Raw genomic sequence first — 22,725 nt, 5'->3', positions numbered from 1 at the left:
CCCCGTGAGCAGCGAGCAGAGCAGCGGCGACGACCGCACCTGGGGCTTCCGCACCCGCGCCGTGCACGCGGGCGCCGTCCCCGAGCCCACCACCGGGGCCCGGGCCGTCCCGATCTTCCAGACGACGAGCTTCGTCTTCGAGGACGCCGCCGACGCCGCGAACCTCTTCGCGCTGCAGAAGTACGGCAACATCTACTCGCGCATCTCCAACCCGACCGTCGCCGCGTTCGAGGAGCGCATCGCCTCCCTCGAGGGCGGGCTCGGGGCCCTGGCCTGCGCCAGCGGGCAGTCCGCGGAGTTCCTGACGTTCGCGGCCCTCGCGGGTGCCGGCGACCACGTCGTGGCGTCCAACAACCTGTACGGCGGCACCGTCACCCAGCTCGACGTGACCATGCGCCGCTTCGGTGTCGACACCGTCTTCGTCGACCCGACCCCGGAGTCGGTCCGCGCCGCCATCACCGAGAAGACCCGCTTCGTCTTCACCGAGCTCGTCGCGAACCCCTCCACCGTCGTGGCGGACGTCCGCGGTCTGGCCGACGTGGCGCACGAGGCCGGGATCCCGCTCATCGTCGACGCCACCACCGCGACGCCCTACCTGTGCCGGCCGATCGAGCACGGCGCGGACATCGTCATCCACTCCGCCACCAAGTTCCTCGGCGGGCACGGGACGACCCTGGGGGGCGTCGTCGTGGACGCGGGCACCTTCCCCTGGGACAACGGGAAGTTTCCGGCCATGACCGAACCGGTCGCCTCCTACGGCGGCCTGTCGTGGTGGGGGAACTTCGCGGAGTACGGGTTCCTCACCAAGCTGCGCAGCGAGCAGCTGCGCGACATCGGCGCGACCCTCTCCCCGCACTCGGCGTTCCTGCTGCTCATGGGCGTGGAGACGCTGCCGCAGCGGATGCGCGAGCACGTCGCCAACGCCCAGCGCGTCGCGGCGTGGCTCGAGGCCGACGAGCGGGTGTCCTGGGTGCGGTACTCCGGCCTGCCGTCGCACTCCCACCACGCCCTCGCCCAGCAGTACCTGCCCGAGGGGCCCGGCGCCGTGTTCTCCTTCGGCGTCGCCGGCGGACGCGCTGCAGGAGAACGCTTCATCGACTCGGTCCAGTTGTGCTCGCACCTGGCGAACATCGGCGACGCGCGCACGCTCGTGCTGCACCCCGCGTCCACGACGCACCAGCAGCTGTCCGCCGACCAGCTCCAGGCCGCGGGGGTTCCCGCAGACCTCATCCGCATCAGCGTCGGCCTCGAGGACGTCGAGGACGTCCTGTGGGACCTCGACCAGGCCCTCGCCGCGGCCGTGAAGGGGAACTCGTGACCGACCCGCAGACCACGACGACGAGCGCCTCCGACACCGGCACGGTGGCGTGCCCGGAGAACCTGCGGGAACAGCCCGCGGCGACCGGGTCGAAGGACGCTCCCGCCACGACGTGGAAGGCCCCCTCGGCCGGGGAACGGCTGCGCATCCTGCGCCGCACCAAGACCGTCGCGATCCTCGGGGCGTCCAACAAGCCGTCCCGCGCGTCCTACTTCGTCGAGACGTACCTGCTGGCCGACTCCGACTTCGAACTCTGGTTCGTCAACCCGAACGAGACCGAGGTCCTGGGCCGCCCGGCCTACCCCTCGCTCGCGGAACTGCCCGGGGTTCCGGACCTCGTCGACGTGTTCCGCCGGCCGAGCGAACTCGACGCCGTCCTCGACGACGTGATCGCCGTCGGTTCGCCCGTGATGTGGATGCAGCTCGGGCTGGCCGACGAGGCCGTCGCCCGGCGCGGCGCCGAGCACGGAGTCACCGTCGTCATGAACCGCTGCCTGAAGATCGAGCACGCCCGGTTCCACGGCGGGCTGCACCTCGCCGGGTTCGACACCGGGGTGATCTCCGCGCGACGCCGGTCCCGCTGACGACGCGGGCTCCACAGGCCCGCGTCGTCCACAGCCGGTTCGCGGGCCCGCCCGACGTCCGGCGAGGCCGCCTAGCGTCCCGGGCATGATCAGACGACTCCCCTGGGTGGCGCTCGGCGCCGGCGGCGTCATCGCCGTGCAGTGCGCCGCCGGGCTCGGGCTCGTCGCCCACGCCGTCGCGACCGACGGCGACGACCACGAGACGACCGTGAACCCACCGGTGGCGCGGGAGCTGGACTCACCGCCGCCCTGGCCCGTGGGCACCTGCCTGCGCGAGGACCGGGCAGCCCCGTGCGCCGACGGGCACGACGCCGAGGTCGTGGCGATCACCGACCCCGGGAGCGTGCCCACCGAGGACCTGCGGCGCTGGGCGGCGGACGCCGTGTGCGCCCGCACCGTGACCGTCCTCGCCGCCGACCTGCGGCCGGCGCTGTTCACCTACGCCTCGCTGTACCCCTCCGCGGAGGTCGCCCGGCAGGACGACCGCGTGACGTGCCTCCTCGTCGCACCCCGGCGCGTCCCGCTGGTGGGCTCCCTGACCGCGGGCGACCTGCGTCCGCCGTCCCCGCCCCTACCGTTCGAGTGAGCGCGCGGACGAGACGGCGAGCTTCTCGTGCCAGGCCAACGCGGACACGTCGGTCAGCGAGGCGACCTGGTCCACGACGACGCGCAGCCTCGCGGCGTCGTCGGCGGCGAGGGCGTGGTCCTCGCGGAACGGGGGTTCGAGCACGTCCGGCCCGCCGGCGACGAGGGCGTCGAGCAGTTCGTGCAGCAGTTCACGCTGCCGGGCGTAGAACGGCTGCCGTTCCTGCGCGCTCATGACGAACGTCGCTGCCACGCCCTTCAGGACGGCGACCTCGAGGGCCGTCTCCTGGGGCACCACGACGTCGGCCGCGTACCGGGTGAGCCGGCCGTCGCCGTGCCGTTCCCGCGTCGCCCGCTCGGTCGCGTTCGCGAACCGGCCGATGAGCTGGGAGGTCATGTCCTTGAGCGCCGCGAGGTGCCGCCGTCCGCCGAACACCTCGCCGGGCCGCTCGGCGGCCCAGAAACCGGAGGAGGAGAGCCGTTGCAGCGCAGCGTCGACCGCGTCGTCGGAGGCGTCCGGGACGTACCAGTCCCGGACCTGCGCGGCCACGCGAGCACGGATCTCGGCCTGCTCGAGCCAGTCGAGGCGGACGTGCCCCGCCACGACGGCGTCCTCGACGTCGTGGACGGAGTAGGCCACGTCGTCGGCGAAGTCCATGACCTGCGCCTCCACGCACGGCCGGTTCTCCGGCGCCCCCGGCTCACCGCCGCGCAGCCAGGCGAACACCTCGGCGTCGTCGGCGTAGGCGCCGAACTTCGACGTCGCCCGGGGTGCCTTGCCGTGCAGCCACGGGTACTTCGTCGCGGCGTCGAGGCTGGCCCGGGTGAGGTTCAGCCCCACCGGGGAGCCGTCCGCGGCGACCGACTTGGGTTCCAGGCGGGTGAGGATGCGCAGCGTCTGGGCGTTGCCCTCGAAACCCCCGATGCCGGCGGCGGCCTCGGCCAGGGCGCGTTCCCCGTTGTGCCCGAAGGGCGGGTGACCGAGGTCGTGGGCCAGGCACGCGGTGTCGACGACGTCGGGGTCGCAGCCCAGGGCGGCGCCCAGTTCACGCCCGACCTGCGCGACCTCGAGGGAGTGCGTCAGCCGGTTGCGCACGAAGTCGTCCGTCCCGGGGCCGACGACCTGCGTCTTGGCCGCGAGGCGGCGCAGCGCCGAGGAGTGCAGGACGCGGGCGCGGTCGCGCATGAACGCGCTGCGGCCGTGGGTCTTCGGGGGTTCGGTCGCCCACCGCTCGACGTCCGCCGGGCCGTAGCCGCTCATCCGCCGGACACCGACAGCTCGGCCTGGCGGATCATCTCCGCGGCCGCGCCGGTGAGCTCCTGGGAGTCCAGCCAGCCCTCCGGCAGCGCGACCCGCGCCTGCGGTGACCCGGCCCGCCCCCGCGACCCCTCGGCCGCGGCGCCGGGGTACGGCTGGTCGAGGTCGAGGTCGGCGATGAGCTCGTCGAGCGCCTCGAGGGTGTCGACGAGACCGAGCCGGGCCCGCATGTCCCCGCCGACGGCGTACCCCTTGAAGTACCAGGAGATGTGCTTGCGGATGTCGCGGCAGCCCCGCAGCTCGTCCTCGTAGAACTCGCAGAGCAGCTCGGCGTGCCGGCGCAGGACCTGCGTCACCTGGCGCAGCCCGGGCCGCACCCGCTCGGGACGGCCGGCGAACCCGGCCTCGAGGTCGGCGAACAACCACGGCCGGCCGAGGCAGCCGCGGCCGACGACGACCCCGTCGACCCCGGTGCGCTGCACCATGTCCAGTGCGTCCTCCGCGCTCCAGATGTCGCCGTTGCCGAGGACCGGGATGGAGGTGACGGTGTCGCGCAGACGCGCGATGGCCTCCCAGTCGGCGTGCCCGGAGTAGTGCTGCGAGGCGGTCCGCCCGTGCAGCGCGACCGCCGCGACGCCCTCCTGCTCGGCCGTGCGACCGGCCTGCAGGTACGTCAGGTGGTCGTCGTCGATGCCCTTGCGCATCTTCACCGTCACCGGGATGCCGCCCCTGGACGCCGTGGTGACGGCGCCGCGGACGATGTCGCGGAACAGGTCCGCCTTCCACGGCAGCGCCGACCCACCGCCCTTGCGGGTCACCTTCGGCACGGGGCAGCCGAAGTTCAGGTCGACGTGGTCGGCCAGGTCCTCGGCGACGATCATCTCGACGGCCTTGGAGACGGTGAGCGGGTCCACGCCGTACAGCTGCAGGCTGCGGGGCCGCTCGGCCGGGGTGAAGGAGATGAGCCGCATCGTCTCCGGCGTGCGCTCGACGAGCGCGCGCGACGTGATCATCTCGCTGACGTAGAAGCCCTCGCCCTGCTCACGGCACAGCTGGCGGTAGGCGGTGTTGGTGATGCCGGCCATCGGCGCCAGGACGACCGGGGTCGCCGAGACGAGGGACCCGATCCTCAGCGGCCGGACGGCGGTCGACGTGGGTGCACTCACGCACCCATTGTGACCCGTGACGCGGCCGGACCGGGCCGAGGCGGGCACGGGGTGACCCCGCACCCCATCACCGCGCACGGGGTGACCCCGCGCCCGAACCGCGACCCCCGGGGATGACGCCGCTCGAGGTCGGACCGGGCTCCACAGGCTCCCCGTGGGCCTCGCCGTCCACAGCCAGCGGGCGCCCCGGGCCGCCGCGGCGCCTCCGCCCACCAGGCTGCCAGCGTGCCTCGCCCTCGCCAGTTCGACTCCGCAGCCGTCGACGCCTACCTCCGAGCCCGGGGTGGGGTGGCGACGCACGCCGACCTCCTGCACCTGGGTCTGTCGCGTTCGACGATCGTCCGGTGGGCCCAGCACGGCCCGTGGCAGCGCATCCTGCCCGGCGTCGTGCTCCACCACCGAGCCGCCCCGAGCACCAGGGAGCGCCGGCTCGCGGCGATCACCTTCGCGGGTCCGTCCGCGGTGATCACCGGTACGCACGCGCTGGCGCTCCACGACCTCCTGGGGACTCGCCTCGCCCTCGACCCCACGGTGCTGCTGCTCGTCCCGCACTCGGAACAGCGGACCTCAGCGGACTTCGTGGTGGTCGAGCGCACCAGGCGGATGCCGACGGCCCGCCGACGGGGCGGGTTGCCGGTCGCCTCTCCCGTGCGCGCGGCGGCCGACGCCGCTCGGCAGGCCGGAGTGGACCTCGACCAGGTGCGGGAGATCTTCGGCGCCGTCCTGCAGCAGAACCGCGGCACACCGGAGGAACTGCGCCGGGAGGTGCTGACCGGGCCGCGGCAACGGACGGCGGCGGCGCGCCAGGTGCTGCGGGAGGTCGACGGCGGTTCCCGCAGCGCCGCCGAGGGACGGGCCTTCGTCCTCATCGGGCGCTCCGACCTCCCGCAGCCGCTGTGGAACGAGGAGGTGCTCGTCGACGGGCGGTGGATCGGCACGGGCGACGCGTGGTGGCCGGATCTCGGGGTCGTGCTGGAGATCGACGGGCTGCGGTGGCACTCCACTCCGGCGGACATCCGGAGGACCCAGGAGAAGCAGCGTCGCTACGCCGCAGCGGGTCTGCTGGTGCTGTCGGTGACGCCGCAGGACATCCTGCGCGACCCCGAGGCCTTCCTCGAACTCGTCCGAGCGACGCTCGAGCGGGCGTCTCGACGCGTCGCAGCCCAGGGCTTGCCGACCGGCGCGCTGTGATCGGTACCCCACCAGCGCGCACGGGGTGACCCCTCACCCGATCACCGCGCACCGGGTGACCCCGCGCCCAAACCCCCGCCCGACCCAGCGCACCCGTCCCCGGCGCTGACCTCAGAGCCAGCCGTTCGTGTCCGCCAGCCGCACGGCTTCGGCGCGCGTGCGCGCCCCCGTCTTGCCGATGGCCGCGGACAGGTGGTTGCGCACCGTGCCCTCGGACAGGTGCAGGGTCGCGGCGAGGTCGGCGACCGTGCCGCCGTCGCGGGCCGCGCGCAGGACCTCCGTCTCCCGGTCGGTGAGGGGCGTGAGGCCCGCGGCGAGGGACTCGGCCGCGAGCGCCGGGTCGACGACCCGCAGCCCGGCGGCGACCCGGCGGACGACGTCGGCGAGCTCGCGAGCCGGGGTGTCCTTGACGACGAAGCCCGCGGCGCCCGCCTCCATGGCCCGGCGCAGGTACCCCGGGCGCCCGAAGGTGGTGACGACGAGCACGCGGGTGCCGGGGACGGCGCGGCGGACGGCGGCGGTGGCCGCGATCCCGTCCAGCCCGGGCATCTCGATGTCCATGAGCACGACGTCAGGGCGCAGGGTCCGGCACGCCTCGGCGACCTCGTCGCCGCGGGAGACCTCCCCCACGACCTCCAGGTCGCCCTCGAGCGAGAGCAGGGCGGCGAGGGCTCCGCGCACGAGCGCCTGGTCGTCGGCGAGCAGCAGCCGGATCACACGCGCACTGCCAGTTCGAAGCCGCCGTGCTTGGAACGCCCCACCGTGACGGCCCCGCCGACGGCCTGCGCGCGGGCCGACAACCCGGCGAGCCCCGAGCCCCGCTCCCCCGGCCGGGGTCCGGTCCCGTCGTCGGCGACGACGACCTCGCCGGGCTCGACGTGCACCCAGCAGGTGCGGGCGCCGGAGTGCCGCACCACGTTCGTCACGCCCTCGCGGACGACCCAGCCGAACAGCTCCTGCAGCTCGGGGTCCACCTCGTCGACGGAGCGCGGCAGGTGGGCGGTGATCCCGGCGGCGGCCAGGGCCTGCCGGGCGCCCGCCAGCTCGGTGCCCAGGGAGACGTCGCGGAACCCCTCGAGCGCAGCGCGGACGTCGCTCAGCGCGGTGCGCGCCAACCGCTCCACGTCGGCCACCTCGGCGCGGGCGCGGTCGGGATCGGCGTCCAGGAGACGACCCGCGAGCTCGGCCTTGAGCGTGATGACCGTGAGGGAGTGCCCGAGCAGGTCGTGCAGGTCCCGGGAGAACCTGCTGCGCTCCTCGGCGACGGCGAGCCGGGCCAGGTCCTGCTGGGCCACCGCGAGCTGGTGCCCGCGGGCGACGAGCCGGGTGGTCCCGAGCGTCGCCGCCGTGGCGAAGAAGGCCCCGATGGCCGTGCCCTCGAGCCCGTCCCAGCCCGGCACGAGCCGCCCGAGCAGCGCCACCGCGAGGATGAGGGCGACGGCCACGGCCACCGCCTGCCGGAAGGGCAGGGCGAAGGCGGCGTAGGCGCAGACGAAGAAGACGCTGTTGAACCCGCTGGTGCCCGCCCCGGGGACCATGAGCACCGTCAGGAGGCTCAGCGCGACCAGGCCGAGCACGGCCTCGCGGTGGGCGACCTCGAGGCGGCCGGCGACCCGCATCCGGCCCCAGCCGCGGGACAGCAGGAGGAAGTACAGGACGCCGAAGCCGACGGTGGCGACGATCGAGAGCGTCCCGAGACGGCGGTCGGGGTTGCCCCACGCGTCCTCGACGGTCTGGACGAGGATGAGCAGCCAGACCCCGGCGAAGAGGTACCCCGAACCCCGCATCCGCGGGACCGCCATGGGCGGCAACGGGTCGCGCGACGGCACGGGAGCACCCTCCCACGCCGCCGCGCCCGTGGTCCTCGTCCGCAGGTTCACACGCGCCCGGTGTCCCGGCGGAACAGCAGCGCTGCGCCCGTCGCGAAGACCGCCGTCCACACGACGAGGTTGACGACCGCCCCGACGAACGACCCGTCGTGGGCGAGCTGCCAGTGGGCCAGCACACCGACCCCGTAGGCGGGGGTGAAGGAGGCGACCGTCTGCAGGGTGTGGCTGAAGATGTTCAGCGGCACGAACAGGCCGCCGAGCAGGGCGAGCAGCGCCAATACCGGGCCCATGACCTGCATGGCGTTCTCCGACGGCACGAGGTAGCCGATGGCCAGGCCGAGCGCGGCGAAGACGAGCGAGCCGATCCAGGCCACGAGCCCGCCGACGACCCAGGCCGAGGCGCGCATCCGTGCGCCCGTCACGGCACCGATGAGCAGTTCCACCGCGACGGGGATGACGGCGATGCTCGCTGCTGCGATGACCTTGCTGGCGACGTAGGTCGCCGGGCGCATGGGGGTCAGCCGCAGCTGCCGGCTCCACCCGCTCGCGCGTTCGACGGCGACCGACGCCCCGACGCTCGTGGCGGCGACCATCGCCCCGTACACGGCGAAGCTGAGCATCACGTAGGCCTTGGCGTCGGCCCCGGCCTGCGAGGCGCCGAAGGAGAAGTAGAAGACGACGGGCATGACGAGCGTGAAGACCAGCGTCCGCCGGTTGCGCAGCACGCGGCGGATGTCGAGCTGGACGTAGAGCGGGTTGACCAGGCCCCGCGGGACCTCGGGGGCGGTGCTGGGGGCGAGGGACAGCGTGCTCATCGGGAGACCTCCGGGGTGGTGGCGCTGGTGAGGGAGACGAACGCGTCCTCGAGCCCGCGCGCGGTGATCTCGAGGTCCGTGGCCGGGGTGCTGGTCAGCAGGAACCGTGCGACGGCGTCGGAGTCGTTGGCGTGCACGAGGACCTGGTCGCCGTTGAGCTCGAGCTCGTCGACGCCCGGCAGGCCCTCGAGGTCGGCCAGGCGGGCGCCGGGCCACGTGGCCCGGACGAGTCGGCCCGCGGACAGGGCCTTGATCTGCGACGGCGTCCCGTCGGCGACCACCTTCCCGTGCGCCACGAGGACGATGCGGTCGGCGTAGGTGTCCGCCTCCTCGAGGTAGTGGGTGGCGAACACGACGGTCCGCCCCCGGCGGGCGTCGTCGCGGATGGCGCCCCAGAACGCCCGGCGGCCCTCGACGTCCATCCCGGTGGTGGGTTCGTCGAGCACGAGGAGGCGCGGGTCGGGCAGCAGGGCCATGGCGAAGCGCAGCCGCTGCTGCTCACCGCCGGAGCACTTCCCGACGCGCCGGCCGGCGATGGCGGTGATGCCGGCCCGCTCGAGGACCACGTCGACGGGCTGGGTCCGGGCGAAGAGCGAGGCCGTCATCTGCACGGTCTCGCGGACGGTGAGGTCCTTGAGGAGCCCGCCGCTCTGCATGACGGCGGACACCCAGCCGTGCGCGACGGCGTCGCGCGGGCTCGTGCCGTAGACGCTCACCGTCCCCGAGGTCGGCTGGGACAGGCCCAGCACCACGTCGATGGTCGACGTCTTGCCCGCCCCGTTGGGGCCGAGGAACGCGACGACCTCGCCGGGCCGGACGACGAGGTCCAGCCCGTCGACGGCCTCCACCTGGCCGAAGCGCTTGTGCAGGGACTCGATGGCGATCGCGGGCGTGGTCACCGCGGGAGCGGTGGACCGGGCCGGCGCTGCCGGGGTGCTGATCTCCATGCCCACCACCGTGGCGGGGACGCGGGAGGGGGACCTCGACCCCGCGTCACCCCCCGGGGGTGACGGATGTCATGCCCGCGCGCGGGGCCGGTGGAGCGCGGCGAACACGACCAGCCCGGCCAGCAGCCCCCAGAACGCGCTGCCGATCCCGGCGAACGTCAGCCCCGAGGCCACGACGGCGAAGGTCGCGCCGGCCGTCACGCGGTGCGCGGTGTCCGCGAGGGCCGAGACGAGGCCGCCGACGAAGGAGTCCAGCAGCGCCAGACCCGCGACGGCCTCGACGAGCACGGGGTCGGTGCCGCCCACGAGCCCCGCGATGGGGGCGGCGAGCAGCCCGAGCACGAGGTAGCCGCTCCCCCCGGCGACGGCGGCGACCCAGCGGCGGCCGGGGTCCCGGTCGGCTCCGGGCCCGGCGATGATGCCGGCCGCGAGCGCCGAGAGGTTGACGCTGTGCCCGCCGAAGAGGGCGGCCGCTCCGGTGCCCAGACCCGCGCCGACGAGGACGCGCCCGGTCGGCACGTCCCGGTACCCGAGCTGCTCGAGGATCGTGAACCCGGGGATGTTCTGGCCGGCCATCGTCACCACGTACAGCGGCACGCCGAGGGAGACGAGGACGTAGGGCTCGAACTGCGGCAGGACGGGGGTCAGCGTCGGGACCCAGTGCAGCGCAGCGCTGCTCGGCAGGTCCGCGACGGTCGCGGCGAGCGCGACGACCATCGCCGCGGGCACGGCGAGCACCGGTCGCCAGCGCCGCAGCGCGAGCCACACGAGGACGACGAGCAGGGCGACGACGGGCGTGCGGCGCACCGCCGTCACCGGCGCCAGGCACAGCGGGAACAGCACCCCGGCCAGCAGCGCGCCCGCCACGGGGGTCGGCACGCGGCGCACCCACCGGGCCAGGGCGGGCCAGGCGCCGGTGACGACGACCAGCAGCGCGCACAGCAGGAACGCGCCGACGGCCGCCGCGAGCGAACCGGTGCGCCCCTGGGCGGCCACGAGGAGCGCGGCGCCCGGGGTCGACCAGACGAAGGACAGCGGCAGTCTCGTGCGCCACGACAGGAGCGCGGCGAGGACGAATTGCGCCAGGCACAGCGCCAGCAGCCCGGACGCGGCCTGCGCCGGGCTCGCCCCGACGGCCGCGAGGCCGGCGAGGACGAGCACGAACGAGGACGCGAAGCCGGTGACGGAGGCGACCGCCCCGGCCGTCAGCGGCTGGCTGAGCGGGCCGGGCGTGGTCTCACCCACCGGGGTCGTCAGGCGCCGAGGAGACGGGCCCCCAGCCAGTCGGCCACCTGGCCGAGCCCGACGCGCTCCTGGGCCATGGTGTCGCGTTCGCGGATCGTCACGGCCTGGTCCTCGAGGGTGTCGAAGTCCACGGTGATGCAGTACGGCGTACCGACCTCGTCGTGGCGGCGGTACCGGCGGCCGATGGCGCCGGCGTCGTCGAACTCGACGTTCCAGTACGTGCGCAGCTCCGCGGCGAGGTCCTTGGCCTTGGGCGAGAGCTGTTCGTTGCGCGAGAGCGGGAAGACGGCCGCCTTGACGGGGGCGAGGCGGTGGTCCAGGCGCAGGACCGTGCGCTTGTCCACGCCGCCCTTGGTGTTCGGGGCCTCGTCCTCGGTGTACGCGTCGACGAGGAACGCCATGAGCGACCGGGTCAGACCCGCTGCGGGCTCGATGACGTAGGGCACCCAGCGCTCGCCCTTGGTCTGGTCGAAGTACGACAGGTCGACGCCGGACTCCTTGCCGTGCGTCGTGAGGTCGTAGTCGGTGCGGTTGGCGATGCCCTCCAGCTCCCCCCACTCCGAACCCTGGAACCCGAACCGGTACTCGATGTCCACGGTGCGCTTGGAGTAGTGCGACAGCTTCTCCTGCGCGTGCTCGTAGAAGCGCAGGTTGCCGGCGTCGATGCCCAGGCCCGTGTACCAGGACATGCGCTCGTCGAGCCAGTACTGGTGCCACTCCTCGTCCGTGCCGGGTTCGACGAAGAACTCCATCTCCATCTGCTCGAACTCGCGCGTGCGGAAGATGAAGTTCCCCGGCGTGATCTCGTTGCGGAAGCTCTTGCCGATCTGGCCGATGCCGAACGGCGGCTTCTTGCGCGCCGAGCCCATGACGTTGGCGAAGTTCACGAAGATGCCCTGGGCCGTCTCGGGCCGCAGGTAGTGCAGGCCCTCCTCGTTGTCGACGGCGCCGAGGTAGGTCTTCATGAGGCCGGAGAAGTCGCGCGGTTCGGTCCACTGCCCCCGCACCCCGGTGTCGGGGTCGGGCACGTCGGCCAGGCCGTTCTCCGGCGGGTGGCCGTGCTTGGCCTCGTACGCCTCGAGGAGGTGGTCGGCGCGGTAGCGCTTGTGGGTCTGCAGGGACTCCACGAGGGGGTCGGTGAAGACGGCGACGTGACCGGAGGCCTCCCACACGCGGCGCGGCAGGATGACCGAGGAGTCCAGGCCCACGACGTCCTCGCGGGTCGTGACCATCCGGCGCCACCACTGGCGCTTGATGTTCTCCTTCAGCTCCACGCCGAGGGGTCCGTAGTCCCAGGCCGAGCGGGTACCGCCGTAGATCTCCCCCGACGGGAACACGAAGCCCCGCCGCTTGGCGAGGTTGATGACGGCGTCGAGGCGGGATGCGGCCACGCTGGGGTCTCCTGTCCGGCTGGGTGTCGGCGGCGTCCGCGCACTGGCGGCGCGGACCTCTGTGAGGTTACGCGCTGAGCGAGCACCGGTGCCGACGGGTCGCGGGCGTTCGGCCCGGACGGCCCAGCCGACGTAGGCTGAGCCGACCCGCCCGGGCCGCACCGGGCCCGACCTGAGGAGTGCGAGGAACGGTGTCGGCGCCCGCCCGTCGGTCCACGAAGCAGCGGTCGGCCGTGTCGGCGGTCCTCGACGAGGCGGACGCGTTCATGTCGGCCCAGGACCTGCACGCCCGGCTGCGCGAGCGCGGGGAGAACGTCGGCCTGGCCACCGTCTACCGCGCGCTGCAGGTGCTCGCCGAGGACGGGGACGTCGACGTCCTGCGCACCGACGACGGCGGCGAGGCCGTGTACCGCCGGTGCAGCACCGGCCACCACCACCACCTCGTCTGCCGCCGCTGCGGCGCGACCGTCGAGGTGGAGGGCCCGCAGGTCGAGGCCTGGGCCCGCCGCATCGGCGCCGAGCACGGCTTCACGGCCGTCCAGCACGTCGTCGAGGTCTTCGGCGTCTGCGCCGCCTGCAGCGCCCGCGACTGAGCCCGCTCGACCTCACCCTCCCGCTGCGACGCGCCCCGCCTGGGGGCGGAAAACACACTTTCCGCCCTCGGAAAGCGTGTTCTGAGGGCGGAAAGTGTGTTTTCCACGCGGGCCCGGGGTCGTGCGCCGGGGTGTCAGCGGTCCCCGAGCCAGGGCTCCAGGCCGTCCTCCGGCGCCGTCCACGCAGCGCTCTCGGCGGGGGTGGCGAGGATGCGCTCGAAGGCCGCGCTGACGCGTTCGGCGTCGCCCTCGTCGACACCGGTGACGACCAGGCGCGTGCGGGGGCGCTCCCCGCGGCGCGCGTCCCAGGTCCCGATGGTGCCGATGCTCAACTGCCCGCCGGCACCGTCCCACGCGCAGACGACGTCGGGGCGCGACGGCACCCAGAAGAACCCGCGGGCGCGCAGGCGGCCCGCGCCGACGGCCTCGATCTCCTCCAGGAGCCGACCGGGGTGGAAGGCGGCGGGGGTGCGCAGGTCGAGGGTGAACACGCCCAGACGGTCGTCGGCGCCGCTGGGTCGGGCAGCCCGCAGATCGCTGCGGCGCAACGGTTCCGCGGGAGCGGCTGTGGCGAGGCGGCGGGGCGCCAGCAGGTCGGGGGCGTCGGCGGCGAGCAGATCGGCGACGACGCAGCCGGGCGCGGTGACGTGGTCGAGCAGCACCGAGGACCGGGCGGGCAGCTCATCGTCGACGAGCACGAGGTCCGCCTCGTCGAGCTGGTGGGCCAGCACCTCCCCCACCGCGCGGTCGGTCTCCTGCCCGTCGCCGTCGGTGACGAGCTCGTCGCCGAGCAGGTCGTCGAGCAGGCCGGGACCGTGGACGACGGAGACCACGCCGGCCACCGTGACGAGGTCGGCGAGGTCGTCCGCACCGTCCGTGCCGAGGGTGAGGGCCTGCAGCACCGCGAGCGGTTCGGCCGTCACGGGCAGGGCGAGCACGAGGCGCTCGGCCCGCCCGGCGCGGGCGATCGCGGCGACGGTCGGCAGGACGTCCTCGCGCAGGGCGCAGCCGAGGCAGGCGTGCTCGAGCGGCACCTCCACGTCCTCCAGCACGCGGTCGAACTCGGCGGCCAGGCGGTGCAGCCGGTCCGGGGCGAGGTCGTAGCGCAGCAGCACGGTCCCGGGCCCGCCCCACAGGGCGGCAGCGGTCGCGCTGTCGCGCAGCACCGGGTCCATCGAGGTCAGCAGGGTCACGGGCAGTCCCACGGGCACTCCTTGATGAGATCCGTTCTCAAGAAGAGCGACGGTAGCAGACACCCCGACGCGCCCCACGCCCTCCCACGTGCTGAGCACGGGCGGTGACCCCCGGTAACGTCGCCCTGCAACCACCGTTGTCGACACCCACCGGGAGTACCCGTGAACCGCTCCGAGCTCGTCACCGCCGTCGCCCAGCGCGCCGGCCTGACGCAGTCCGACACCGACTCCGTCATCAACGCGCTCGGCGACGTCCTCGTCGAGGCCGTCGGCAAGGGCGAGCCCGTCAAGCTGCCGGGCCTGCTCACCGTCGAGCGCGTCGAGCGCGCCGCCCGCACCGGCCGCAACCCGCGCACGGGCGAGACCATGGAGATCGCCGCCTCCTACGGCGCCAAGCTGACCGCCGGCTCCAAGCTCAAGGCCGCCGCGAACGGCAGCTGAGCCCCCGCGCCGCCTCGGCTCCCTGCCGGAGCACCCCCTCGGTTTCGCTTCCGGGGGGCGACAGGCCAGACTGCCCCGCGAGAAGCAGTCAGCACGTGCACAGGAGTCAGCGTCGACCTCCGAGCACTCGGCAGGGAGGCGAGGCGTCGCATGAGCGCACCGACGGACGAAGGACTGCAGCCCGACCTGCAGACCCCGCCCGGGACCACCCGCACGTCACGCGACGTGCTCACGGTCGACGGGGTCTCCTCCGACGAGGGGCACGCCGCGCTGCGGGCGTCGGTCCGCAAGCTCGGTGAACTCCTCGGGGAGTCCCTCACCCGGCACGAGGGCCGCGAACTGCTCGACCTCGTCGAGCAGGTCCGGAAGCTGGCCCGCCGTCCCGACGACGTCGCCGACCTCGCCGCGCTGCTGTCCGGCGTCGACGACGCCACCGCGATCAACCTCGCCCGCGCCTTCACCGCCTACTTCCAGCTCGCCAACGCCTCCGAGCAGCTGCACCGCGGCCTGGAGCTCTCCCGCGCCTCGGCCGGCGGCCTGGACGGCACCCTCGAGCGGCTGGGCGAGGCCCTGCGGTCGGGGGACCTGGACCAGGGCACGGCCCAGGAGATCCTCGGCCGGCTGCAGCTGCGCCCGGTGTTCACGGCCCACCCCACCGAGTCCAGCCGCCGGTCCGTGCTGGACCTGCTGCTGCGCATCACGACGATCGTCGAGGCGTCCGAGGACGGCTCGCAGCGCCCGCTGGAGGCCCGCCGGGGCCAGCGCCGCCTCGCCGAGCTCGTCGACGAGCTGTGGCAGACGGACGAGCTGCGGGTCCTGCGCCCGCGCCCGGCCGACGAGGCCCGCTCGGCGCTGCACTACCTGCGCAACCTCACCTCCACCGTGCTGCCGGACCTGCTCGAGGACCTGGCCGTCGGGCTCGCCGAACTCGGCCTGGAACTGCCCGAGCGGGCCCAGCCGCTGCGCTTCGGCAACTGGGTCGGCGGTGACCGCGACGGCAACCCGAACGTCACCCCCGAGGTGACGGCCGAGGTCCTCGGCATGCAGCACGACGCCGCGCTCGACGTCCTGGCCGCCGCCACGCGCGACCTCATGACCGAACTCGCGGCCTCGACCCAGATCGTCGGGTTCTCCGACGAGCTGCTGGCCTCCCTCGAGGCGGACGCCCAGGCCCTGCCCCGGGTGCGGGCCGCCCGCGAGCACCTGAACGGCGAGGAGCCGTACCGGTTCAAGCTGTCGTACGTCCTGGCCCGGCTGGAGGGCACCCGCGCCCGCCTGCACAGCGGCGCCGAGCACGTCCCGGGCCGTGACTACGCCGGCATCGAGGAGTACACCGCCGAGATCCAGATGCTGCAGGACTCGTTGCGCGCCAACGACGGTGACCTCGTCGCCGACGGGGCCGTCGCCCGCCTCCTGCGGGTGGCCCGCGCCGTCGGGTTCGGCCTGGCCACCCTCGACGTCCGCGAGGACGCCGGCAAGCACCACACCGCCCTCGCCGCGATCTACGACCGTCTCGGCGAGCTCATCACGCCGTACGCCGACCTGGACCGCACGGCGCGAACGAAGCTGCTGTCGAAGGAGCTCACGGGGCACCGCCCCCTCATCGGTTCCGCCGCCCGCACCCTCACCGACACCCCGGCCCGCGTGCTGCAGCTGTTCTCCACGATCCGCACCTCGCTGGACCGCTACGGCGACGACGTCATCGAGACGTACATCGTCTCCATGACCAAGGGGATCGACGACATCTTCGCCGTCGTCGTCCTGGCCCGGGAGGTCGGGCTCGTCGACCTCGCGGAGACGCCGGGTGCGAACGACGTGGCGCGCATCGGGTTCGCGCCGCTGTTCGAGACGGTCACCGAGCTCGAGAACGCCGAGGAACTCCTCGAGGGGCTGCTGTCCGACCCCTCCTACCGCCGCGTCGTCGCCGCCCGCGGGGACGTGCAGGAGATCATGCTCGGCTACTCCGACTCCTCCAAGGACGCCGGGATCGCCGCCTCCCGCTGGCAGATCCACCGCGCCCAGCGCGCGCTGCGCGACGTGGCCCTGCGCCACGGCGTGACCCTGCGGCTGTTCCACGGCCGCGGCGGGTCCGTCGGCCGCGGGGGCGGTCCGACCGGCGAGGCGATCCTGGCCCAGCCCTACGGCACGCTCGACGGCCCCATCAAGGTCACCGAGCAGGGCGAGGTCATCTCGGACAAGTACGTCCAGCCGCGCCTGGCCCGCCACAACCTCGAGGTCGCCCTGTCGGCCGCGCTCGAGGCGTCCACGTTGCACCGCACGCCGTTGCAGCCGCGCGAGGTCCTCGACGGGTGGGACGAGACGATGTCCGCCGTGGCCGCCGCGGGCCAGCAGGCCTACCGCGCGCTCGTCCGCGACCCCGGTCTCGTGCCGTTCTTCCTGTCCGCGACGCCGGTCGAGGAGCTCGGGAACCTCAACATCGGGTCCCGTCCCTCGCGCCGCCCCGGCGGCACCGGTGGCCTGGAGGACCTGCGGGCGATCCCGTGGGTGTTCGGGTGGACGCAGAGCCGCATCAACGTGCCGGGGTGGTTCGGGGTCGGGTCCGGCCTGCGCGCGGCTCGCGAGGCCGGCCACGAGGACGACCTGCGCGCGATGTACGCCGACTGGGCGTTCTTCCGCAGCTTCGTCTCCAACGTCCAGATGACGCTGGCCAAGACCGACCTCGGCATCGCCGCGCACTACGTCGAGGAACTCGTCGGCGCCGACGCGCGCGGGGCCTTCGAGACGATCCGCGCCGAGCACGCCACGACGCTGGAGCAGGTCCTGTGGCTGACGGGCCAGGACGAGCTCCTCGAGTCCGCCCCGGTCCTGCGTCGCACCCTGGAACTGCGCGACGCCTACCTCGCCCCGCTGCACGCCCTGCAGGTGACGCTGCTCGCCCGTTCCCGCGCGAGCGGCGACGAGGTCGACCCCGCCCTGCGCCGCGCCCTCCTGCTGACGATCAACGGGATCGCCGCGGGGATGCGCAACACCGGCTGACACCGACCGAGGCACTCTGCGGCGGCGGTCACTCCTGCGGGGTGACCGCCGCCGTCTCGTTCGTGGGGTCCGCGGCGTCCGTCGGGTCCGGGGCGTCCGCCGCCCCGCCGTAGCGGCGGTTGCGGGTCGCGTACGTCTCGATCGCGGCCCACAGGGCGCGGCGGTCCACGTCGGGCCACAGCACGTCGGAGAACACCATCTCGGCGTAGGTCGACTGCCACGGCAGGAACCCCGACGTCCGCTGCTCCCCCGACGAACGCCAGAACAGGTCGACGTCCGGCATGTCGGGTTCGTCGAGGTAGCGGGCGAACGTGCGCTCGTCGATCCGGTCGGGGTTCACGACCCCGGCCGCGACGTCCTGGGCCAGAGCCCGTGCGGCGTCGGCGATCTCGGCGCGGCCGCCGTAGTTCACGCACATCGTCAACGTGCAGACGGTGTTCTCCCGCGTCATCTCCTCGGCCGTCTCGAGCTCGCTGATGACGCTGCGCCACAGCCGGGGACGCCGCCCGGCCCAGCGGACGCGGACGCCCCAGGAGTCCATGACGTCCCGGCGCCGCCGGATGACGTCGCGGTTGAACCCCATGAGGAACTTGACCTCCTCGGGGCTGCGCCGCCAGTTCTCCGTCGAGAACGCGTACGCCGAGACGTGGGTGACGCCGATCTCGACCGCGCCAGCGACGACGTCCAGCAGGGACGCCTCCCCCATCTTGTGGCCCTCGATGCGCGACAGGCCCCGCTGGTTCGCCCAGCGGCCGTTGCCGTCCATGACGATCGCGACGTGCTTGGGCACGAGCTCGGCCGGCAGCTGCGGCGGCCGGGCGCCCGACGGGTGCGGCGGCGGGGCGACGACGGGTCGCGCCGCGCGCGCGGGGGTCGGGGCGGAACGGCGTCGTCGGGGTCCGGTCACGGGCACGGCACCAGGGTGCCAGGTGGGACCATGGGGCACGTGCCCGACCACGTGACCTCCCCCACCCCTGCCCGGACCGCCCTCGTGCGCCACGGCGAGACCGACTGGAACCGCGACGGGCGCCTCCAGGGCCGCACGGACATCCCGCTCAACGACACCGGTCGCGCACAGGCGCGGGCCCTGGCCGAGCAGCTCGCCGACCCGCTGGGCGACACCCCCTGGGCCGCGGTCACGTCCTCGCCGCTGTCCCGCGCCCGCGAGACGGCGCAGATCATCGCCGACCGCCTCGGCCTGGAGTTGCTGGCGCCGCACGACGACCTCGTCGAGCGGCACTTCGGCGAGGCCGAGGGCGGGAACCTCGCCGAGCTGACGGCCCGGTACCCGAACGGCGAACGGCCGGGCCAGGAACCGTGGGAGGACCTCGTCGCGCGCGGGGCAGGTGCCCTGCGCCGGCTGCGCGCCGAGCACGGCGACGTCCCGCTCGTCGTCGTGGCCCACGGGACGCTGCTGCGCGCGACGGTGGAGGGCCTGGCCGGTGTCGAGCTGGCGCGCATGGCGAACGCGACGTCCGTCGTCGTCGAGGGCGCCGGGCAGGACTGGCGGCTGGCCCGCGCGCCGCAGCGGGCCTGAGCCCTACCAGGCGACCGACCAGAACTCCTGCAGGAACACCGGCGGCCGCGGGGAGTCGACCAGCGTCTGGGTCATGAGGACGGCCACGGAACCGTCGGACGGCAGGACGTGCGCGCTCGTGCCCGTCCCGCCGACCCAGCCGTACCGTCCGGTGGCGGGGTCGACGGACCCGCCGCAGCCCCACCCGGCGCCGTCCAGGAACAGCCCGGCCTCCACGTCGCGGCCCGGGCCCAGCTGGTCGGTGGTCACGAGCCGCACCGACTCCGCGCTCAGCACGCGACCGGGGTGCAGGAGTTCACGCGCGAAGGCGTGCCAGTCCGCCACCGTCCCGACGAGCCCGCCCGCCCCGGACGCGAACGCGGGTTCGGCGCTCCACCGGCCGTCGGTGCCGTCGAACTCCACGAGGCCTCCGTCGGTCGCCCGGTAGGCCGCGCACGCACGGTCCCGCTGGTCGGCCCGGACGGCGAACCCGGTGTCCCGCAGGCCGAGCGGCGTGGCGATCCGGTCGCGCACGACGTCCGGGAACGGCCGCCCGGCGACCCGGGCCAGCAGCACCCCGAGGACGTCGTAGGAGTCGTTGTACAGGAACTGCTCGCCGGGCTGGTACCGCAGCGGGAGGGTGGCCAGCCCCTCCAGCCAGTCCCGCGGCGGCGGGACCTCGGCGACCTCCAGCCCGTTCTGCCACCGGGACAACGCCTGCACCCAGGGCCCGTCGAAGGACGACGGGAAACCCCAGCCGCACGTCGACGTCAGCAGGTCCCGGACGGTCACGGCACGGTCGGCGGGGACGGTGTCGTCGAGTCAGCGGTGGGCGTCCGCAGCACGCGCAGTTCCGCCAGTTCCGGCAGCCATGGCGTCACGGCGTCGTCCAGGCCGAACGCACCGTCCTGCACGAACGTCAGCGCCGCGGCGGACGTGAGGGGTTTGGTGGTCGATGCCCACCGGAACACCGTGCCCGGCGTCACCGGCCGGCCCGTCGCGACGTCGGCGACTCCGGCGCAGACCACCACCGGCCCCCCGGCACCGTCCGCCGGCCGGTCCACCAGGGCGACGGCCCCCGCCACGAGCCCCTCGTCCACCCAGCGCTGCAGCAGCGGTGCCAGCTCCCGTTCCACGTCCCCCCGACCGCTGCCACCGCCGGAACTCATCGGACGGTGGCCTCGTCGGGCTGTTCCACGGGCCGCTCCACGTGCCGCAGCGAGCGGATGCCGCGTTCGAGGTGCCACTGCAGGAAGGCGGCGACGAGCCCGCTGCCCTCGCGGCGGCAGCGTTCCTCGGTGTCCTCGGCGACCGCCCACTCCCCGCTGAGCAGCGCCGCGAGCAGGTCCAGCGTCCGGGGATCCGGTGCGGCCGAGCCCGGCGGCCGGCAGGCGCCGCAGACCGCTCCCCCGGCGGCGACGTTGAACGCCGTGTGCGGACCGGGTTCGCCGCAGCGGGCGCAGTCGGCGAAGCTCGCGGCGTACCCGGCGACGGCGAGCGAGCGCAGCAGGAACGCGTCGAGGACGAGCGGGGCGGCGTGCTCGCGGCGCGACAGCGTCCGCAGCGCGCCGACGAGGAGCAGGTACTGCTGGGTCGCGTTCTCGCGCTCGACCTCGGTGAACCGCTCGGCCGTCTCCACCAGGGCGTGCCCCACCGTGTAGAGGCCGTAGTCGGCCGCGAGCACCTGCCCGTAGGGGGCGAGGACGTCGACCTGGGTGACGGTGTCGAGCGAGCGGCCGCGGTGCAGCTGCACGTCGACGCAGGTGAAGGGTTCCAGCCGCGCCCCGAAGCGGGACGACGTGCGCCGCACGCCCTTGGCCACGGCGCGCACGCGGCCGTGGTGCCGGGTGAGGAGGGTCACGATCCGGTCGGCCTCGCCGAGCTTGGTGGTGCGCAGGACGACGGCCTCGTCGCGGTAGCTCTTCGCCCCGCCGATGCTGGAACCCCTGCTGCTCCTGCCCGCCACGCGACCACTGTAGGTCGACGCTCGGACAGAGCCCGTCAGCCCGTGACGAGCCGGTCGCGCCCCGAACGCTTGGCGTCGAGGACCGCACGGTCGGCGGCCGCGAGGGCCTCGGCCGCCGACGCCGGCCCGGCCACCCCGGCCGAGACGGTGACGCGCAGGCCGAGGGAGATCTCCAGCCAGGGTTCCTTGCGGACGACCTCCAGCAGCCGCTCGGCCGTCTGCTCCGCACCGCGCCCGCCGGGCACGAGGACGACGAACTCGTCGGCGCCGTAGCGGACGACGATGTCGTCGTCGCCCACGTTGCGCTGCACCAGGTCCGCGATGCGGCGCAGGACCGCGTCGCCGGCCTCGTGGCCGTGCTCGTCGTTGACGGCGCGGAACCGGTCGACGTCGAGCAGGACGGCGCTGAAGCGCTGGTCGGGGCGTTCGAGGACCTGCTGCAGGCGGCGGCGGTTGCCCAGGCCCGTCATGGGGTCCACGAGCGAGGCCCGGCCGAGGCGTTCGTGCTGCTCGGCCATCTCGCGCTGGCGCATGCGGTCCTGCAGCGCCTCGAACCGGCTCTCGCGGTCCTCCCAGAGCCGCGTGAGCGAGACCTGGGCCAGGAGCTCGAGCGCGTCGGCGGCCTCGCTGCGCCCGTCGTGCAGCACGGCGTTGCGCGCCCGGACGGCGAGCGCCGTGAGCCCCCAGACGTCGAGCTGGGTGGCCGAGGAGACGCGCTGGACGGCGGCGAGGAGGTCCGTGGCCGCGGCGCGGTCGCCCGCGTCGGAGGCGACCATGGCCAGCGCGATGCGCGCGATCTGGGTCTCGGCGAGTTCCTCGCGCAGCCGGAAGGCCTCCATCGCCGGCCGCAGGCGGGCCTGGGCGAGGTCGGTCTCTCCGGTGCGCTGCAGGACGAACGCCTCGACGGCCTCGGCCCGGGCGAGCATCTCGGGGTAGTCGGCCTCGGCGGCGAGCTGGCGCATCCGGGCCGCCCGCGCGAGCGCCTCGGTGTAGTGCGGCCACGCCTCCTGGGCGCGGCCTGCGACCTCGAGCATCGAGCCCCAGGCGACCCGGAGGACCGCGGCCTCCTGGGCGACGTTGAGCCGCACCCGTGCGGGCGGGAACGTGAGGGCCAGCATCTGGACCATGAGCTCGTCGGCGGGCTCGAAGAGCGCGAGCGCGTTGAGCGCGAGGGCGACGGACATCGTCGCCGAGAGGTGGTCGTAGGTGCGGATGGGCTGGGCCGAGACGATGAGCTTGCCCTCGGCGAGGTGGTCCATGGCCAGGGCCGTCATGCCCAGGTCGACGCGGGACTCCGCAAGCAGCGCGAGGGCCTTGGCCCGCCAGACGGGGTCCGCGCCGGCGCCGAGGCGGCGCAGCAGGTGCCCGGCCTCCTCGCTGGCCTCGGCCGCGCGGCCGAGCTGGTGCAGGGCGACGCCGCAGATGAACTGCAGGTAGCGGGCCGTGCGCTCGTCCCCGGCGGCCTCGCAGAAGGCCAGGGCCTCGCGGCTGGCGGCGATGGCCCGCTCGCCGTAGCCGTCGAGGTAGAGCTTGTGCGCCCACTCGGCGAGGGTGTCGAACGGTCCGAACGGGCTGACGGGTTCGAGCTCGGTGCCCACGCCGCCCCCTCCCCGTGTCGCCGCCGGTGACCGCGCGTCACAGGTGGTGACTGATCTTAACGGTCCGCGCCGTCCGGGGGGAGTCGAACCCC

Annotated in this window: 22 protein-coding genes; 8 read left to right on the top strand and 14 right to left on the bottom strand. The window is 74.3% G+C overall.

The window, feature by feature from the left end; all coding sequences use genetic code 11:
* The first annotated feature begins 4 nt into the window (after nt 1-4).
* The 3 genes from AB1207_RS00940 (at nt 5) to AB1207_RS00930 (ending at nt 2,488) form a co-directional block, all read left to right on the top strand.
* Nucleotides 5-1,318: an O-acetylhomoserine aminocarboxypropyltransferase/cysteine synthase family protein gene (locus AB1207_RS00940; protein WP_367635897.1), complete on the top strand. Its 1,314-nt coding sequence runs from the start codon at nt 5-7 to the stop codon at nt 1,316-1,318.
* Nucleotides 1,315-1,902, top strand: a complete 588-nt coding sequence (locus AB1207_RS00935; protein ID WP_437178837.1) for a CoA-binding protein — start codon at nt 1,315-1,317, stop codon at nt 1,900-1,902. The genes AB1207_RS00940 and AB1207_RS00935 overlap by 4 nt, the downstream gene beginning before the upstream one ends.
* 85 nt (nt 1,903-1,987) lie before the next feature.
* A complete protein-coding gene (locus AB1207_RS00930) occupies nt 1,988-2,488 on the top strand; it encodes a hypothetical protein (RefSeq protein ID WP_367635896.1) in 501 nt (166 codons plus the stop codon).
* Here AB1207_RS00930 and AB1207_RS00925 read toward each other — a convergent pair.
* Nucleotides 2,474-3,748: a deoxyguanosinetriphosphate triphosphohydrolase gene (locus AB1207_RS00925; RefSeq protein ID WP_367635895.1), complete on the bottom strand. Its 1,275-nt coding sequence runs from the start codon at nt 3,746-3,748 to the stop codon at nt 2,474-2,476. The two genes, AB1207_RS00930 and AB1207_RS00925, sit on opposite strands and share 15 nt — an antisense overlap.
* The gene (gene dusB, locus AB1207_RS00920; RefSeq protein WP_367635894.1) at nt 3,745-4,911 is read right to left on the bottom strand and encodes a tRNA dihydrouridine synthase DusB; all 1,167 of its coding nucleotides are present in this window, start codon (nt 4,909-4,911) and stop codon (nt 3,745-3,747) included. The genes AB1207_RS00925 and dusB overlap by 4 nt, the downstream gene beginning before the upstream one ends.
* A gap of 225 nt (nt 4,912-5,136) precedes the next feature.
* On the opposite strand from dusB, the gene AB1207_RS00915 reads away from it, so the two are divergent.
* The gene (locus tag AB1207_RS00915) at nt 5,137-6,102 is read left to right on the top strand and encodes a hypothetical protein (protein WP_367635893.1); all 966 of its coding nucleotides are present in this window, start codon (nt 5,137-5,139) and stop codon (nt 6,100-6,102) included.
* Nucleotides 6,103-6,213: 111 nt separating this feature from the next.
* Here the strand turns inward: AB1207_RS00915 and AB1207_RS00910 are convergent, their stop codons facing one another.
* From AB1207_RS00910 to AB1207_RS00885, 6 genes are all read right to left on the bottom strand, one after another.
* A complete protein-coding gene (locus AB1207_RS00910; RefSeq protein WP_367635892.1) occupies nt 6,214-6,819 on the bottom strand; it encodes a response regulator transcription factor in 606 nt (201 codons plus the stop codon).
* The gene (locus tag AB1207_RS00905; RefSeq protein ID WP_367635891.1) at nt 6,816-7,931 is read right to left on the bottom strand and encodes a sensor histidine kinase; all 1,116 of its coding nucleotides are present in this window, start codon (nt 7,929-7,931) and stop codon (nt 6,816-6,818) included. The genes AB1207_RS00910 and AB1207_RS00905 overlap by 4 nt, the downstream gene beginning before the upstream one ends.
* Nucleotides 7,932-7,978: 47 nt before the next feature.
* Nucleotides 7,979-8,746, bottom strand: coding sequence for an ABC transporter permease (locus AB1207_RS00900; RefSeq protein ID WP_367635890.1), 768 nt, complete (start codon nt 8,744-8,746; stop codon nt 7,979-7,981).
* Complete coding sequence (locus tag AB1207_RS00895) at nt 8,743-9,693, bottom strand: ABC transporter ATP-binding protein (RefSeq protein ID WP_367635889.1); 951 nt, start codon at nt 9,691-9,693, stop codon at nt 8,743-8,745. The genes AB1207_RS00900 and AB1207_RS00895 overlap by 4 nt, the downstream gene beginning before the upstream one ends.
* A gap of 69 nt (nt 9,694-9,762) precedes the next feature.
* Nucleotides 9,763-10,938 carry a benzoate/H(+) symporter BenE family transporter gene (locus AB1207_RS00890; RefSeq protein ID WP_367635888.1) on the bottom strand — a complete coding sequence of 392 codons (1,176 nt, stop codon included), beginning with the start codon at nt 10,936-10,938 and terminating at the stop codon, nt 9,763-9,765.
* 8 nt (nt 10,939-10,946) lie between these two features.
* Entirely contained in the window at nt 10,947-12,329 is a 1,383-nt protein-coding gene (locus AB1207_RS00885) for a glycine--tRNA ligase (protein WP_367635887.1), read from the bottom strand.
* A 191-nt stretch (nt 12,330-12,520) separates the two neighbouring features.
* Between AB1207_RS00885 and AB1207_RS00880 the strand changes: the two genes are divergently transcribed.
* Nucleotides 12,521-12,922: a Fur family transcriptional regulator gene (locus tag AB1207_RS00880; RefSeq protein ID WP_367635886.1), complete on the top strand. Its 402-nt coding sequence runs from the start codon at nt 12,521-12,523 to the stop codon at nt 12,920-12,922.
* A gap of 134 nt (nt 12,923-13,056) precedes the next feature.
* On the opposite strand, the gene AB1207_RS00875 is transcribed toward AB1207_RS00880, so the two are convergent.
* On the bottom strand, nt 13,057-14,127 hold the full coding sequence (locus AB1207_RS00875; RefSeq protein WP_367635885.1) for a GTP-binding protein: 1,071 nt from the start codon (nt 14,125-14,127) through the stop codon (nt 13,057-13,059).
* Between the two features lie 150 nt (nt 14,128-14,277).
* Here AB1207_RS00875 and AB1207_RS00870 point away from each other — a divergent pair, with 150 nt between their 5' ends.
* Entirely contained in the window at nt 14,278-14,556 is a 279-nt protein-coding gene (locus AB1207_RS00870; protein ID WP_366172103.1) for an HU family DNA-binding protein, read from the top strand.
* Between the two features lie 150 nt (nt 14,557-14,706).
* Complete coding sequence (gene ppc / locus AB1207_RS00865; protein ID WP_367635884.1) at nt 14,707-17,553, top strand: phosphoenolpyruvate carboxylase; 2,847 nt, start codon at nt 14,707-14,709, stop codon at nt 17,551-17,553.
* A 28-nt stretch (nt 17,554-17,581) separates the two neighbouring features.
* On the opposite strand, the gene AB1207_RS00860 is transcribed toward ppc, so the two are convergent.
* Nucleotides 17,582-18,460, bottom strand: coding sequence for an isoprenyl transferase (locus tag AB1207_RS00860; protein WP_367636139.1), 879 nt, complete (start codon nt 18,458-18,460; stop codon nt 17,582-17,584).
* 39 nt (nt 18,461-18,499) lie between these two features.
* On the opposite strand from AB1207_RS00860, the gene AB1207_RS00855 reads away from it, so the two are divergent.
* Entirely contained in the window at nt 18,500-19,090 is a 591-nt protein-coding gene (locus AB1207_RS00855; protein WP_367635883.1) for a histidine phosphatase family protein, read from the top strand.
* 3 nt (nt 19,091-19,093) lie between these two features.
* On the opposite strand, the gene AB1207_RS00850 is transcribed toward AB1207_RS00855, so the two are convergent.
* The 4 genes from AB1207_RS00850 to AB1207_RS00835 are packed head-to-tail and all read right to left on the bottom strand — an operon-like array spanning nt 19,094 to nt 22,633.
* Entirely contained in the window at nt 19,094-19,861 is a 768-nt protein-coding gene (locus tag AB1207_RS00850) for a serine hydrolase domain-containing protein (RefSeq protein WP_367635882.1), read from the bottom strand.
* On the bottom strand, nt 19,858-20,238 hold the full coding sequence (locus AB1207_RS00845; protein ID WP_367635881.1) for a serine hydrolase: 381 nt from the start codon (nt 20,236-20,238) through the stop codon (nt 19,858-19,860). The genes AB1207_RS00850 and AB1207_RS00845 overlap by 4 nt, the downstream gene beginning before the upstream one ends.
* Complete coding sequence (gene recO, locus AB1207_RS00840; protein ID WP_367635880.1) at nt 20,235-21,035, bottom strand: DNA repair protein RecO; 801 nt, start codon at nt 21,033-21,035, stop codon at nt 20,235-20,237. Before recO ends, AB1207_RS00845 begins: the two co-directional genes overlap by 4 nt.
* 35 nt (nt 21,036-21,070) lie before the next feature.
* Nucleotides 21,071-22,633 (bottom strand): diguanylate cyclase, encoded by a 1,563-nt coding sequence (locus AB1207_RS00835; RefSeq protein WP_367635879.1) that lies wholly within the window; start codon nt 22,631-22,633, stop codon nt 21,071-21,073.
* Nucleotides 22,634-22,725 lie beyond the last annotated feature (92 nt).

The sequence above is a fragment of the Kineococcus endophyticus genome, assembly GCF_040796495.1.
Lineage (GTDB): Bacteria > Actinomycetota > Actinomycetes > Actinomycetales > Kineococcaceae > Kineococcus > Kineococcus endophyticus.
Note: the sequence above shows the minus strand (reverse complement) of the source record. Positions and strands in the feature narration are given on the sequence as shown.